Source organism: Comamonas fluminis, from assembly GCF_019186805.1.
Classification (GTDB): Bacteria; Pseudomonadota; Gammaproteobacteria; order Burkholderiales; family Burkholderiaceae_C; genus Comamonas; species Comamonas fluminis.
In genome coordinates this window covers 4,437,535-4,451,806 of the sequence record NZ_CP066783.1, presented here as the reverse complement: position 1 = coordinate 4,451,806, position 14,272 = coordinate 4,437,535, and the positions used below count along the sequence as shown (strand labels likewise).

The 14,272-nt window shown below is 61.9% G+C and carries 14 protein-coding genes; 4 read left to right on the top strand and 10 right to left on the bottom strand.

What is annotated here, in order from left to right; genetic code table 11:
- Window positions 1-17 precede the first annotated feature (17 nt).
- Both JDW18_RS20585 and JDW18_RS20580 read left to right on the top strand, forming a co-directional pair.
- Complete coding sequence (locus tag JDW18_RS20585) at window positions 18-464, top strand: DUF3613 domain-containing protein (protein WP_246610129.1); 447 nt, start codon at window positions 18-20, stop codon at window positions 462-464.
- Between the two features lie 33 nt (window positions 465-497).
- On the top strand, window positions 498-2,405 hold the full coding sequence (locus JDW18_RS20580; protein WP_218241458.1) for a pilus assembly protein TadG-related protein: 1,908 nt from the start codon (window positions 498-500) through the stop codon (window positions 2,403-2,405).
- A 13-nt stretch (window positions 2,406-2,418) separates the two neighbouring features.
- Here the strand turns inward: JDW18_RS20580 and JDW18_RS20575 are convergent, their stop codons facing one another.
- From JDW18_RS20575 to JDW18_RS20555, 5 genes are all read right to left on the bottom strand, one after another.
- Window positions 2,419-2,907: a CinA family protein gene (locus JDW18_RS20575; protein ID WP_218244007.1), complete on the bottom strand. Its 489-nt coding sequence runs from the start codon at window positions 2,905-2,907 to the stop codon at window positions 2,419-2,421.
- Window positions 2,908-3,021: 114 nt separating this feature from the next.
- Window positions 3,022-3,621: a phosphatidylglycerophosphatase A family protein gene (locus JDW18_RS20570; RefSeq protein ID WP_218241457.1), complete on the bottom strand. Its 600-nt coding sequence runs from the start codon at window positions 3,619-3,621 to the stop codon at window positions 3,022-3,024.
- A gap of 23 nt (window positions 3,622-3,644) precedes the next feature.
- Window positions 3,645-5,276, bottom strand: coding sequence for a DUF4139 domain-containing protein (locus JDW18_RS20565; protein ID WP_218241456.1), 1,632 nt, complete (start codon window positions 5,274-5,276; stop codon window positions 3,645-3,647).
- A gap of 73 nt (window positions 5,277-5,349) precedes the next feature.
- On the bottom strand, window positions 5,350-6,327 hold the full coding sequence (gene thiL, locus JDW18_RS20560; protein ID WP_218241455.1) for a thiamine-phosphate kinase: 978 nt from the start codon (window positions 6,325-6,327) through the stop codon (window positions 5,350-5,352).
- A 56-nt stretch (window positions 6,328-6,383) separates the two neighbouring features.
- Window positions 6,384-6,716 carry an STAS domain-containing protein gene (locus JDW18_RS20555; RefSeq protein ID WP_218241454.1) on the bottom strand — a complete coding sequence of 111 codons (333 nt, stop codon included), beginning with the start codon at window positions 6,714-6,716 and terminating at the stop codon, window positions 6,384-6,386.
- Window positions 6,717-6,815: 99 nt separating this feature from the next.
- Here JDW18_RS20555 and JDW18_RS20550 point away from each other — a divergent pair, with 99 nt between their 5' ends.
- Together JDW18_RS20550 and JDW18_RS20545 are read left to right on the top strand one after the other, a co-directional pair.
- On the top strand, window positions 6,816-8,576 hold the full coding sequence (locus tag JDW18_RS20550) for a solute carrier family 23 protein (protein WP_218241453.1): 1,761 nt from the start codon (window positions 6,816-6,818) through the stop codon (window positions 8,574-8,576).
- Between the two features lie 73 nt (window positions 8,577-8,649).
- Complete coding sequence (locus tag JDW18_RS20545; protein ID WP_218241452.1) at window positions 8,650-9,057, top strand: ATP-binding protein; 408 nt, start codon at window positions 8,650-8,652, stop codon at window positions 9,055-9,057.
- Here the strand turns inward: JDW18_RS20545 and JDW18_RS20540 are convergent.
- From JDW18_RS20540 to JDW18_RS20520, 5 genes are read right to left on the bottom strand one after another with little or no spacing between them, the layout of a single operon-like run.
- A complete protein-coding gene (locus JDW18_RS20540) occupies window positions 9,032-11,095 on the bottom strand; it encodes a PP2C family protein-serine/threonine phosphatase (RefSeq protein ID WP_218241451.1) in 2,064 nt (687 codons plus the stop codon). The two genes, JDW18_RS20545 and JDW18_RS20540, sit on opposite strands and share 26 nt — an antisense overlap.
- On the bottom strand, window positions 11,092-11,877 hold the full coding sequence (locus tag JDW18_RS20535) for a hypothetical protein (protein WP_218241450.1): 786 nt from the start codon (window positions 11,875-11,877) through the stop codon (window positions 11,092-11,094). Before JDW18_RS20535 ends, JDW18_RS20540 begins: the two co-directional genes overlap by 4 nt.
- Window positions 11,867-12,628, bottom strand: coding sequence for a hypothetical protein (locus JDW18_RS20530; RefSeq protein WP_218241449.1), 762 nt, complete (start codon window positions 12,626-12,628; stop codon window positions 11,867-11,869). The genes JDW18_RS20535 and JDW18_RS20530 overlap by 11 nt, the downstream gene beginning before the upstream one ends.
- Window positions 12,625-13,299, bottom strand: coding sequence for a GNAT family N-acetyltransferase (locus tag JDW18_RS20525; RefSeq protein ID WP_218241448.1), 675 nt, complete (start codon window positions 13,297-13,299; stop codon window positions 12,625-12,627). Before JDW18_RS20525 ends, JDW18_RS20530 begins: the two co-directional genes overlap by 4 nt.
- Entirely contained in the window at window positions 13,296-14,207 is a 912-nt protein-coding gene (locus JDW18_RS20520) for an ABC transporter substrate-binding protein (RefSeq protein ID WP_425514819.1), read from the bottom strand. Before JDW18_RS20520 ends, JDW18_RS20525 begins: the two co-directional genes overlap by 4 nt.
- Window positions 14,208-14,272 lie beyond the last annotated feature (65 nt).

Here is a 14,272-nt window from a genome sequence, read left to right as displayed (position 1 = left end):
AACCTCAAGGAATTTTTATGAAAAACACCCGAATTTCCACCGCCACGCAAACCAAGGCAATGATGGCCGTCATCATGATGCTGGTGCTGAGCACTGCCGCGGTGGCACAGAGCAGCAGCCCCGCAAGCAATGCGGGCGCAAGCGGCAAGGTCACCAATGTTTCAGTGCCCCAAGGCACTGCCGCAACGCCTGCACCCGCTACCGCACCAGCTTCCGCCGCAGTCACGCAGACGCCCGCGCCAACGCAAGCCACGCTCAACCCGCCCGCCACCAACCGCGTGGGTGATGCCACCAGCTACCTGCTGGCGCTGCAGGCCAGCGGCCAGTACGCATCGCGCAACAACTACCCCGTGACCAGCGACGTGGCGCAGCGCACCTATCAGCGCTACTTGGAAAGCTTCACCCACAAGATTCCCGAAAGCTCGGAAACGCAGGTCGGCAACAAATCCGGCGGTGGCCGCTAAAGCGCCACAGTCGCTGTCTGAAGGTGTATCTGCATGCAGTCTTTTGCAAAGGGCTTGAGCCGCAAACGCATCCATCGCCAGTCCGGCTCTGTGGCGACGCTGGGCGCGCTATGGCTGATGGTGGCGGTGATTTGCCTGGCCACCATTGATATTGGCAATGTGTTCTGGCAAAAGCGGGAATTGCAGAAGATCGCGGATTTGGCGGCGCTGGCGGGGGCTTCCGTTACAACGCGGCAGGAGTGCGGCCCGAGTGCTCAGCAGAATGCAGTGCGCAATGGGGCCCTGACCAGTGAAGTGAATGCGGAATGCGGTAACTGGAGCAAGTCTCGTGCAGGCACTACCGCCAGCGATATGTTTGTAGCGGGCCAAGACCCTTTCAATGCAAGCCGGGTGCGGATGACGCGTGCAGTCCCATTTCTTTTTGTGTGGCAGACCTCTGGCAATTCCTCCAGAACGGTGGAGGCCCAAGCGGTTGCATGGCGTCCTCAGCCTGCGGCAGCGCTGTCCATTCGCACAACGCTGCTCAAGGTGGATTCGAAAAACTCTCCCATTCTCAATGCTGTTCTGGGAGGCTTGCTTGGCTCGAACCTCAGCCTTGACGCGGTGGGCTGGAACGGGTTGGTGAACACGCAGATCAATCTGCTGCAGTTCCTGGATTTTCTGGCTCCCCGTGTGGGCGTCAATGTGGGTAATTACGACCAACTGGTGAATGCCGATGTCTCGGTGGGCGTATTGCTGCAGGCGATGGTTGATGCTGTTCAGCAAGGCGGCAACACTGCCAATGTGGCGGTGCAGGCGTTGAATCAGTTGGTGACAGCGGCTTTAGGTGTTCCCGCCTTGACGCTCAAGCTGTCTCAGCTTCTGAATTTGCAGACTGGGCTGGATTCGTCGGCATTAGACCTTGGCCTGAATGTCTTTGACCTGGTGCAGGGCGCGATTCAGGTCGGCAATGGCAATAGTGCGCTGGCGGGGGCTGTTGCTGTGCCTATTCCAGGGCTGGTGAACCTGAATGTGTTTCTCAAGGTCATTGAGCCTCCTCAGCTATCTGCCGTGGGTGATCCGCAACTGGCAAAGATTGACCCCTTGGGGCCCAATCGCATCTATGTGCGTACAGCGCAGGTGCGGGTTCTGGTGTCGATTGAGGCCCCTGTTCTTGGCGGGCTATTCCAGACGGTGGATGCTTTGCTGAAGCCGCTGTCTCCTGCGATTGCGTTGCTCAATGTGCTGCTGGGCAATGTGGATGGCTATGCCGACATGACGATTCTTCCATCGCCAACCAGAATTGACTTGAGTCTGGATGTTGGTGGAGGGCAGTCTTATGTCACGGACTACGATTGCAACACGGGGAGCAAGAAACTGGTCACCAACACGCGCACTGCGCTTGCTGATATTCGGCTGGGGCGACTAGGTGATTCGCTGGCTGCAGCCAAGGCTCAGGCTTTTGGAACCAGGGCGCCGGTTCAAATGTCACCATTGCCGATATTGCGGCTCGATTGCATTGGGTGCGATGGCTTTGGCAAGCGCACGCCGCAGTATTTTGGAGGTCTCGGGGTTCTGGTGAATACGCCTGTGGCTGCTAATACCAATCCTCAATTTACGTTCTCCAATCCTCCTAGACTGGATGAGGATCCGCTGTGGCAAGCCATGTCGGCCCAGAACATTATTGGAAGTCTTTCGGATACGGTGAACAGTCTGAATGCACTGCAGACGCTGTCACCGGATCCTCGTGCAAGCCCGGGTGGACTTCAGGCGCTTTTCAACGCGATCAAGGGCATTCTTGGCAGCCTGCTGGCCCTGGTGCAGGGCATTATTCAAGGGTTGCTGTCGCCGTTGCTGGACCCACTGATCAATGTGTTGCTCAAAGCCCTGGGCATTGACCTGGCACAGACGGAAGTGGGTGCAAGGATGACCTGTGGGGTTCATCCAGAACTGGTGTTCTGAGGCTGTGCATCGCTTAGATGCGATGCAGCAAATATTGCAAAGCGTTGGTCAGGGTGCTTGTGCGTATGGTTGCTCGCCCTCCATCCAGGTGCAGACAGTTGGTGAGGGTGTTGCCATCCACACACCACCCCACCCAAACCGTCCCCACAGGCTTTTCCTTCGATCCGCCCCCAGGCCCGGCAATCCCCGTCACCGCAATGCTGACCTGAGCGCGTGAGTGGCGAATCGCGCCTTCGGCCATGGCGCGCACGACTTCTTCGCTGACGGCGCCGTGCTTGGCAATTAACTCAGCGGGCACGCCCAGCATTTCGGTTTTGGCTTCGTTGGAGTAGGTTACAAAGCCGCGGTCAAACCATTGGCTGGAGCCTGCCAGATCAGTGCAGGCTGCGGCGATCATGCCGCCGGTGCAGCTTTCGGCGGTGGCCAGCATCCAGCCTTTTTCCATCAGCTTGGCCGCCAGTTGTTTGACCAGTTCTTCAATGTTGTGCGGCTCTGTGGACATCATGGGTGTTCCTTGCAGCGTGTGCATCGTCGCGTGTGTGAGGTCAGAGGCGGCGAGCAAGAGCCGCCTCGCAGCGAGGCCGTCGTCCCCCCTTGGGGGAAGGCGCGAAGCGACTCAGGGGGTTACAAAATGCTTATACAGCGCGATCACCATCAGCGAGCAGAAGGCCGCCACCAGGTCATCCCACATGATGCCCCAGCCGCCGCGCGGGCCAAAGCCTTTGAATAACTGGTCGGCCCATTTGATGGGCTGGGGCTTGGCTGCGTCGAAGAAGCGAAACAGCGCAAAGCACACCAACTGGCCCCAGAAGCCCATGGGCATGCACAGCCACAGAATGATCCACATGGCAACGACTTCATCCCAGACGATGTGGCCGGGGTCGGCCACGCGCATGTGCTGGGCGGTGACGGTGCAGGCCCACCAGCCTATGGGAATGCTGGCAGCGATGAGCCAGCCGATCTGCGTTTTATCCAGCCACAGCTGCAGCACCAGAAAGGCCAGCCAGGCCCAGAGTGTGCCCACGGTGCCGGGCGCAATGCGAGGCAGGCCCGAGCCAAAGCCCAGTGCAATCATGTGCGCGGGGTGCTGCAGCATGAATTTCACGCTGGGGTGGGCGATGCTGCCCGCCGCTGCGGTGCCTTTTGCTTTGTTATTGATAGCTGAAAGCGCTTTATTTTCAAGCGCTACAGCGTTGTTTTGTTCCGAATCCGTCATGGCTCAATGATACGCGTGGCGGTTTACTGCAGCCCCTGAATGGGCAGGTTTTCCGGGAAGCGAATCTGGTGCGTGGCCTGGAATTGTGCGGTGGCGCCTGCGCCCAGGTTTTGCTCCCAGGCGATCATGCCGTTTTGCGCATTCCAGCGGGTGGTGCTGGGCGTGGGGCTGAACTGCGATTGCACCTTGATCTGCTCGTTGCTGGAGGTGGGCGATGCATCCAGCACCTGCAGGGCAATGGCGCTGTCATGGCGGTTTTCCACGGCGTAGCTGCGCACGATGGTGCGCTCCGTCTTGCTGCTGGCCCAGCCGCTGCTGCCAGTGTTGTTTTGTGCAGGCAGGCGGCGCACAACGACCTTGTCATCGCGGCCAAAAGACAGGCCCTGGGCCAGCGCCTGTGCATTGCCAAAGTCCAGCCGCCCGGTGCCAACCAGTGCGTCATCGCGAAACAGCGTGACCGGGCCTGCGGGCCAGATGCCGGGCGGCGCTTGCAGCGTGGCAATCAGATAGGCAGCCTCTTCCATGGCGGGGGCTGTGCGGGTGAGCAGGCTGGTGCCCAGCCGCTCCTGACCCAGTGACAGGGTGATGCGCTCCGAACTGGAGGGCACGGTGATCTTGTAGGGCACGACAAACTGCGTGGCGTAGGCGGTATCGATGCTGGAGACATCCAGTTCCGGTAGCGCGGGGGCCATGGCAATCTCCGCGTTCATCTTTTTTTCAACAGTTCTGCTTGCGCGAGCCAGAGGTGCGGGGGCGGGCGCCATGGGCGGGTGGGGCTGGACAACATCGACCACCCATGGGCGTGGCAGTGCGCCCTGTGTGCTGCGGGTGGGCTGGCCTGTGGACAGGCGCAGGCTTACATTGCTCCAGTCCTCGCCACTGGCTTGCACGACCAGGGCCTGACGTTCCAGCTGCACCTGGCTTTTGACGGTGCTCAGCTGGGCGCGGTAGCTGGGCTGCCAACTGGGGCCGCGCACCTGGTAGCTCAGCCGCACATTGGCCGCGCGTGCGCTGGCCAGCTGAACGGTGACTTTCATCACCTGCGCCTGCTGCGCTCCTGTGCGGTCGCGGTCCTCGCGCAGGGGCTGCAGCTGGGTCAGCAGGTCTTGCTTCTGGCGCTGAATCTGGTGGGTGCGCACGCTGTTGTCGCGGCTGCTTTGGCGCAGGGCCTGACTGGTGCTGGCAATCTGCGCGGCGCTGATTCTGGCTTCATCGCCCGGTTTGCTGACGCCTTGCAGAAACTCGCCCACCAGCTTGGCGGCGTTTTCTTCGGCTTCGATGGCGGCCAGCTGGTCTTCCAGTGTGCGTATCTGCTGATGCAGCGGGCTGGCGCAGTCTTTGGCCATGTGGCGGGCCTGCATCAGTGTTTTGATTTCACCGATGCGCACGCCTTCGTCGCTGGTGATCTGCAGGCTTTGCGCATCCACGCTGGCAGGCAGGCATTCAAAGCTGAGCTGGCGCGTCTGGGCTTCAATGCGCGCTTCGCGCTGCACGGCGGCAATGCCGGGGTAAAGCGTCACTTCCGTGATGGGAGCGCGGCTGCCCGAGACGCTGAGGCGGGTGCTGTCTGCCGCTGCCAGCGCTGGCAGTGCTGCAGCAAGACTGGCCAGCAGCAGTGGGGTGCAGTGTGCAGGCAGAAGGCGGCGAGGGTGCATGGTGGGCAGCTTTCGTCTCTGGTGAACAGAGTTTGAGCTTAACCCAGTCGCCTGGCTGCCTCTGTGCGGGGGGTCAGGCGCCGAAGTGGTCGAAAGACTTCCAGTCGTTGGGCATCAGCGCACCATCGGGCCCCAGCACGCGCAGGCCTGGCTGTGCATCGATGCGGCCAATGCAGTGCACAGGTGTGTGGCTGGCCAGAGCGGCGGCCAGCACATCGGCATGACGTGCGGCGGGTGCGGTAAAGCACAGCTCGTAATCATCGCCGCCCGCCAGCGTGCACAGCTGCTGGAGTTTTGCATCTAACTGCCATGCAGCGCTTGATGGATATGCACTGGCAGCTATCAAAGGCATAGTAAGGCGGCTGTCCACCGTGGCGCCTGCATGAGACAGCTCCAGAATATGGCCCAGGTCGCCCAGCAGACCATCGCTTACATCCAGTGCGCTGCTGGCAATGCCGCGCAGGGCCAGGCCCAGTGCCACACGCGGGGAGGGGGCTTCCAGCCGCTGGCGTGTTTGCCGCAGCAAGTCGGCGGGCAGTGACACATGGCCCAGCATAGCTTCCAGCGCCAGGCGCGCATCGCCCAGCTGACCACTGACCCAGATTTCATCGCCTGCGCGTGCACCGCTACGCAGCAGGGCTTGTCCGGCAGGCACTTCGCCAAACACGGTGATGCAGATATTGAGAGGGCCGCCCGTGGTGTCGCCACCGATCAGCTCGCATTCATGCGCATCAGCAAGGGCGAACATGCCCTGCGCAAATTCGCTGATCCAGGCTTCATCGGCACGCGGCAGCGACAGGGCCAGTGTGAAGGCCAGGGGCCTGGCGCCGCTGGCGGCCAGATCGCTGAGGTTGACAGCCAGAGCCTTGTGGCCCAGCAGACGCGGGTTGACGTCGGGAAAGAAGTGGCGGCCTTCCACCAGCATGTCGCTGGAGATGGCCAGCTGCATGCCGGGTGCCGGGGCCAGCAGTGCGCAGTCGTCGCCCACGCCCAGCGCAGCGCGTTGCACAGGCCGCTGGAAATAGCGGCGGATCAGATCAAATTCACCCATGAAGATCACTGGCCGCACACAGGGCGGCGCTATGGGCCGCTACAGCGCGACCGTGGTTAAAACTGTTCCAGCGCCTCGCTGCGGCTGGCGGCAACGTTCAGGATGGCCAGAAAGCCGCTGATGTCGAACACTTCGCGCACATGGGGCTGCATGCCGTAGATGACCAGCTTGCCGCCAGCCTGCTTCAGGCGCTTGGCCAGCACCAGCACCACGCGCAGGCCTGCGCTGGAGATGTAGCTCAGCTCCGTCATATTGAGCAGGACGTTTTTGGCGCCGCCCTGAACTACGGCAAGCACTTCGCTTTCGACCGTGGCCGCGTTGGAGCTGTTCACCTGGCCTTGCAGGCTGATGATCTGGGCTTTTTCTGAGGGCTCGATTGCAATAGTCATAGAGAGCACTTGTGATGAAATCTGGACGAACTTTTCGAGAATAACAGGCCCGCAGTGAATGCTTATGTCATTGCAGGGCACTTCAGCTGCATTGTAGTTATGCCCACTCTTCGTTTTCCTCCTTCCGTGGTTCGACGACGTTCCCCTGCGCTGATCTATGGGGCTGACGAGCGCCCGCCGCTGGGCACATTGCTGCTGCTGGCTGCGCAGCACAGTGCCACGGCGATTGCCTTTCTGTCCTATGTACTGGTTGCCACACGGGCTGCGGGGCTGGATGCCGAGGGGACGCAGAGCATGCTGGCCATGACCCTGATTGGCATGGCGATCTGCACGGCACTGCAGGCCTGGGGCGGGCGCTGGGGTAGCGGGTTTCTGCTATCCCATGTACCCAACCCCTTTGTCATTTCCTTTGTGGCGACCACGCTGGCAGCTTTCGGGCCTGGCGGAATGCCCTTGATTGCGCTGGTGTATTGCGCCATTACGCTGGGGCTGGCGCCGCTGGTCACGCGAATGCGTTCGGTGTTTCCCACCATCGTGGTGGGTGTGGTGGTGGCCATGGGTGGGCTGGCGCTGGTGGAGAGCGCGGTGCGCCATTCGCTGGGGCTGAATGCGCAGTGGCAGATCCATGGTGAAAGCGCGGCGGTGGCGGCCTGCACCCTGCTGACCATCGTGGTTGCCTCGGTCTGGGGTGGCAAGCGCTTGAGCCTGATGGCCTTGCTGCTGGGTATTGCTGCGGGTTTGCTGGTGTCTGCATGGCTGGGCCAGCTTCAAGGGGCGCAGGCCATAGGCGCGGCCGCCTGGCTGCAACTGCCCGCGCTGCATATGCCCAGCTTTCAGGGGGATGTGGGTACGCTGGTGGCCATTGGCCTGATTGCCATGCTGACCCAGCTGGACACGCTGGGCAACGTCAGCATGATGGACAAGCTGGAAGACGCTGACTGGCGCCGCATCAATATGCCCGCCGTATCGGGCGGCATGCGTGCCCATGCGCTGGGCGATTTTGTGGCAGGCATGTTTGGCGGGTTTCCGACCTGCACTTGCTCCACCAATATCGCGCTGGCCCATGCAACCCATGCCACGTCGCGCATCATCGGTCTGGTGACTGCAGTGGTGCTGGCGCTGGCCGCATTTGTGCCCAAGATCACCGTCAGCCTGATGCAGATACCCGTGCCCGTGCTGGGCGCGGTGGAGCTGTATGCCTCGGCGTTTCTGATCGTCGCGGGCATGGAGCTGATTGCCTCACGCGCCATGGATAGCCGCTCCACCTTTGCCGTGGGCCTGGCCATGAGTGCGGGCATTGCCGTCATGGCCATGCCGCAGATGATGAATTCGGTGCCTGCCTACTGGCGTTCGCTGTTTGGCAACGCACTGGTGGTGGCGGGCTTGCTGGTCATTGCGCTGAATCTGCTGTTTCGCCTGGGAACCTCGCGCAAGGCGCATCTCGATCTGACCGCCGGCGGCAGCGGCAATCTGCATCAGGACATCACCAGCTTTGTAGAAATGCAGGGTGCGGCCTGGGGCGCACGCCGTGATGTGGTGCAGCGTGCAGCGCTTGCGGCGCTGGAAGCAGCAGAGGGCATAGAGGCGGCGGGTCGCAAGCTCATGGAAATTCGCGGCAGCTTTGACGAATTCAATTTCGATCTGGAGTTGCTGCACAGTGGCGCAGCCCTGCCGCTGGCGGCCAAGGGCAGCAGCAAAGCCTTGTCGCCCGAGGAGCTGCTGGAAGCTGATGATGCAGATTTCGAAGCCGCGCTGTCCCAGGTCTCCTCGCAGCTGCTGCGACATATTGCGGATAGAGTGAGTACCTATGATGCGCAATCGGGTCAGCCTTCTGGCCTGCAGCTTCACTTTGCCCACTGAATTTCATCCCATGGTGCAACCCCATCACCCGTCATTGCCGTGGCCTGCGCTTCACTTGCTGGAGCAGCGGCAGATGCCTGCAAGCTGCGAAGCCATTGCCGACATCCTTGCCTGGCTGGAGGCGGTGGGCGAACAGCAGCAATGGGCCATGAAGCAGGTCTTTGCGCTCAGCCTGTCTGCCGATGAGGCGCTGACCAATATCGCAACCCACGCCATGGTGCCTGCTGGTGAGCCGCTGCAGATCTGGCTCTCGCTGGGCCTGATGGATGACGGCCCAGCCCTGTGCATTGCCGATAACGGTGAGGCGTTTGACCCCACGGCCAAGGCCTCTGCCGCGCTGGTGGACAGTCTTGATGAGGCGGAAGCTGGCGGGCATGGCCTGCGGCTGATGCGCCACTATCTGCAGCGCTTTGAATACCAGCGAATGGGCGGCTGGAATTGCCTGCTGATGGGGGTTACGGACCGCAGTAACGCAGGCTGACGCAGGTGATGTCATCGGCCTGTGGTGCGCCGTCTTCAAAGTCACGCACGCTTTGCAGCACCACGCGGTTCAGCTCTTCGGGCTGCTGGCAATGTGCGGCGGCCGATTGCAGTGTGCTGACAAGCCGCTTGTCGCCATACTCCTGCTGCTCGGCGTTGAAGGCCTCGGTCACGCCATCGGTAAACAGGAACAGGCGGTCGCCCGGGTGCAGCTGCAGCACCGCTTCCTGATAGGGAAACTCTTCGCTCACCGCCACGGCAACACCACCGGTGCGGGCCAGTGTCTGAACCTGGTTGCTGGCGCTCAGCAGATAAGGCGGGTTGTGCCCGGCGTTCACATAGCGCAACTGGCCGCTGGGCAGGTGAAGCACGCCGTAGAACACGGTGACAAACATCATCTGCTCGTTCTCAGCCGCCAGCAGGTCGTTGAGCCTGCGGATACAGGGGCTGGGGGCCGTCACAAACGCCGCGGTGGACTTGAGCAGCGTGCGCGTGATGGCCATGAACAGTGCGGCGGGAATGCCTTTGCCGGACACATCGGCCACCACCATGCCCAGGTGCTCATCGTCCAGCATGAAATAGTCGTAGAAGTCGCCTCCCACCTCGCGTGCCGGTGTGATGTGGCAATGCATCTGAAGGCGCGGGTCTTCGGGCATTTGCTGGGGCAGGATGCTGCGCTGCACTTCGGCGGCGATCTGCAGCTCTTGCTGCAGGCCCGCCAGCCGGGTTTTGGTGACCAGTGCTTCGCGCAGTTCCACCACCATGCTGGACAGGCGCTGGTGCTGATCGACGATGCGCCGCGTGAGGTCGGACATCACCAGTGCCAACTGGCGCAACTGGTTGTCTTCGCCCGGCCCAGCGCTCTGCGCGTCACTGCCGCTTTGCAGCAGCTGCAGCACTTCTTCGCGGCTGGTCATGTCGGTGGCGTCGGCCAGTTGCTGCAGTTGCTGGTGAATCAGCTGTTCCTGACGGCGGCGCACTCTGTCGTGCAGGCTGCGGGTGCGTGCCAGTTCACGGGCGCTGCTGCGAAAGCTGGTGACGGCCTTGGCAATGCGGCCAATTTCATCATTGCGTGCATGGTGCAGCAGCACATCGGTGTTGCCCGTTGCCAGTGCCTGCAGGGCGGCAATGGCCTGCTCCAGGGGCTTGAAGCTATGGCGCAGATACCAGGACAGGCCCAGCAGCCCGCAGGCAATCAGCGCCAGTGCCACGCCTGCAGTCAGGCGGTTCAGAAAGCGGCTGGCCTGAGACTGCTCGGTCTGATCCTTGATGGTCACAAGAGAGCCCACATCATGCTGGGCCAGATCGCGTACCTGGTGGCTGGTGACGGTGTGAATTCGCTGGCCTATATCGGCTTCGAAATACTGGCTCTGGCGCGGTGCTATGCGCGGCTCTATCTGCTGCCACAGGTCGGCGTTGGTGGTGGCTATCAGGCTGCCGCGCAGATCAATCAGGCTGGCCTGCAAGCCACCGCGCTGCCCTAGACGATGCAATGCGCCGCCGATATGGCGACCTGCAACGATGGCCACGGGCTCGCCATCGACCGCCAACAGGCGTGCCGAGATCACCATTGCAATATTGCCGCTGCCAAGGCGCAGGCCGTTGATGACTTCGCCGCTGAACAACTGCTCCAGACTGCTGTTGTCCAGCAGCGGCTGCGGGGCGGCGCGACCCAGGCTGAACGGCTCGCGCCCGGGGCGCAGCACGGCGATGAGCTGAATCTGCTGGTCTTCGCCGGGGTAGAGGTTCTGGGCAATCAGGGCTTTTTCCAGCGCCTTTCCGTCCAGCGCATTGCTGTCCAGAGCTTTCGCTGCTTTGACAAAGGCAGGCATTGCGGCCAGCTTGTCCAGCCCGGCATCCATGTCCTGCTCTTCCGCCGCCAGAATTTGCTCCCAGAGGGATGACTGAGCCTGCTGTGCCAGCTGGGCAATGCGCTCTTGCTGCAACTGCTGCGCAATCCAGCCAGAGCCCAGCAGGGCCAGTGAGGTCAGCAGCAGCCCCGCAGCCACGATCAGGATGATGCGCAGCCGCAAAGTCATTGATTTGCTCCGTTTTTTATAGTTGCTTGCGCAATTTCATCAATGGATTGACGCATTTTTTGATCGAAATCCACGGCGTGAAGCTCGGCGGCGTAGTCCGCCACGGCTTGCTGTGCTTGCAGATTGCGCTGCTGCCGCATGGCCAGTGCCTGCAAGGCGGCTTGCAGCGCATCGCTTGCCTGCCCTTCCTGAACGGGCAAGGTCTGCCCCTGATGCAGCGCGCTGAGCAGTAATTCATGCCTGCGCTGCAGGCGGCTGGCGGGCCAGGCATGAATGCACCAGCCTGTCATGAAGGCCATCAGCAGCACGGCTCCCATGCAGACCAGCGCGGGCATCAGCAGGCCCTGCGTCTTGGTGCTGGCAGCGCCTGCATGAATCATGGCCACGGTCTGGCCTCTGACCACAACCGGCAGCTTGATCAAGGGCAGTGCCTTGCCGCGTGAAACCGCCTGCAGTGGCTGATCCTTGGTATCGGTCAGTGCCAGGTAGGCCAGTTGCGGCGTGCTGTCCATGGTCTGCTGAAGATAGGTTTCCACGCCCTGCAGCTTCTGCAGCGGAATCCCCAGACGTATGGCCCGAGCCGTCTGGCTTGCCAGCGTCTGGGCCACTGATCTGGCAATGGCTTGCTGGCCCTGCTGGGCCAGTTGCTGGTTGTGGTGATTCAATGCCCACAGCAGGGCTGCGGCCGCGACCATGCCCACAATCAGCATGACGGCCGCGCAGCGCATGGCCAGGCTGGTGCGCAGGCTGCGTGGTGTGTGGGGCACGGCGTCAGCTGCCATGATCCAGATCCTGCAGTTGCTGCAGTGCGCTACGGGCTTGCGCCGCTTGCTGGTGCAGCGTGATGTCGGCCTGTGCGGCGCTTTGCTGCAGATCAGTGACGGGGTGAGCGTCATCGCTGGCCAAAGCCCCGGTCAGAATGCTTTGAACCTGCTGATAGGGGCTGAGGCTGCGCCGCAGCTGGTGCAGGCCCAGCACCATCACTGCGCCGCAACTGATGGCGGCCAGAGCCATCCAGCGCAGCAGTTGCAGGCCGGTTTGCCGCCATTGCTCCAGAGACTGGCTGCTGCCCTGGGGCTGCAGCGTCAAAACAATGCCGCCCGCTGCGCGGCCCAGATTGTTTTCAAAGCGCATGCCCAGCTGGTCTTGCAAGGGGTCTAGCGTTTCCCAGGCGCCAGACTGGGCCAGCTTTTCTACCCAGTCAGCGGGCACCTGCGCGTTGAACGCTCCGGCGTCTGTGCTGTAGGTAATGCGGCCAGATGGCGTGAACAAGTCAATGGACAGCAACTGGGTGAAGCTGGCTTTTTCGCGATCGATCACATCCTGCATGGCGGGCATCTGCTCGGGCGTCATTCCGGTGGCCAGAAAGTCTTCTGCCGTGCGGCGCAGGCTGGTCAGCAGAAAGTGGTTGCGCTCGCTGGCGAGGCGGGCGCTTTGCGTGTTGGCAAATTGCCAGCACAAAGCAGTAAGGGTGGCCAGTAGCAAGGCCATGCCCAGCGCCATCAAAGCCGCGATCTGCGTGCGTGAACTCATGCAGTTTTGCCTCGCCGCGTGGGAACGTAGCGCAGGAATTCAGGGGTGTGCCCGGGCTGGGCACCGCGCCAGCCCTCGCTCAGCGCTTCCTGCTGACGTTTGAGGTCCTGCCCGTGGAACTCTTTGGACAGGTCGGGATACAGGGCGTAGGCAGGCAGGGGCTCGGCCACCATGAGAAAGCGGGTGTGGCCGCCATATTGATCGGTGATGGCGCGCACATGAAAGCCGCATTCCAGCAGATTGTTCCAGCTGTACCGGTTGGCAGGTGCGGCAGTGGAAAACACCAGCGCATCTGCTGGCGCCATGGCCAGGCGTTGCATGATCAGCCGCCGCTGTAGTCCGTGCCCCCGCCATGCCGGGGCGACGGAAATGCCGCACAGCAGTGACTGCGGGCGCTGTGAGTCTGGCGCAATGCTCTCGGGCAGTCGTTCATGGGGCTGCAGGTTGTTGAGCAGCACCCCGTAGGCGACGAGCTGCTGCTGGTCGAACAGACCGATGAACTGGCCGCGCTGCATCAGGCTTTGCAGCGATGCCATGGTCTCTTTGCGAACGAGGTCATCGCTCAGCCCCTGTGTGCATAGCTGGTGCAGGGCCAGCACCTGGGGCAGGTCTTCGGGTGTCAGTTCGCGCTGTGCAAGGTGATGGGGGCGCAGAGAGGTATCAACGTTCATGACTGCGCTCCTGCGGAGGTGCCTGCAACCACTTCTGCATAGTTGAGCAGCGGCAGCGGTGGAAACATGTCCAGCTGCTGCGCCATTTGCATATTGACCATCAGAGAAAAGCGCTTGAGCGACTCCACAGGCGTTTGCTGAACCGTTTTATTGCCCAGCAGCAGGTCGGAGGCCTTGACGCCCGCGAGCTGGCCCACGGAGTAGTAGCGGCTGACAACGCCAGTCAGGGCGTTGCCGGTGCGCATGGCCAGCTCGGTCGAGGCAAACAGCGGCAGCCCGCGCGCCATGGCCTGTGGTGTGATGCGGTGGTAGAGGGTGCCTAAAAACGTGTCGGGCGGCAGGTACAGCCATTGCGCACCGCTGTGGTGAAGCTGGTCAATCTGCGCTTCAAGCTCTTGCGCAGAGGGGGATACGCCAAGGGCCAGAATCTGCTTTCCATGCTCCTGACCGTACTGGCGCAGGCTTTGCACAATGGCCTGTGAGTTGGCCTCGGCAGGGTTGTAGAGCACACCCAGCTTGTCGAATTCCCGGTAGCTGCGCATATGCTGCAACTGCCGCTGCAGTGGCACGACATGGATGGCTCCGGTGAGGTTGCGCTCGGGCGTTTCCAGCGAGTGCACCAGGCCTGCCTTCTGCGGATCAGCCACCAGGGCAAAAACAATGGGGATGTTGCGCAGCGCCGGGTGCGGATTGGGTTTTTCCACCGTGCCAGCCATGGCCAGTGTGACGGGGGTGCCCCATGTGTAAATCAGGTCGGGGGCAATGTCTGGCAGCGCATTGAGGATGTCTGCCACACGCGATACATCCTGCTGGACGTCGCGCAGTATGAACTCCACATTCAGGCCTGCATCTTGAAGGCTGGCCTGAAAGCCGTGGTCCACATCGGTGGTGCCGCGGTAGGTCACCATCAGCACGCGAAAGCGCTTGTTCTGTTTTGCCTGCACCTTTGCCGCAGGGCTGCTGGCTGCCCAGG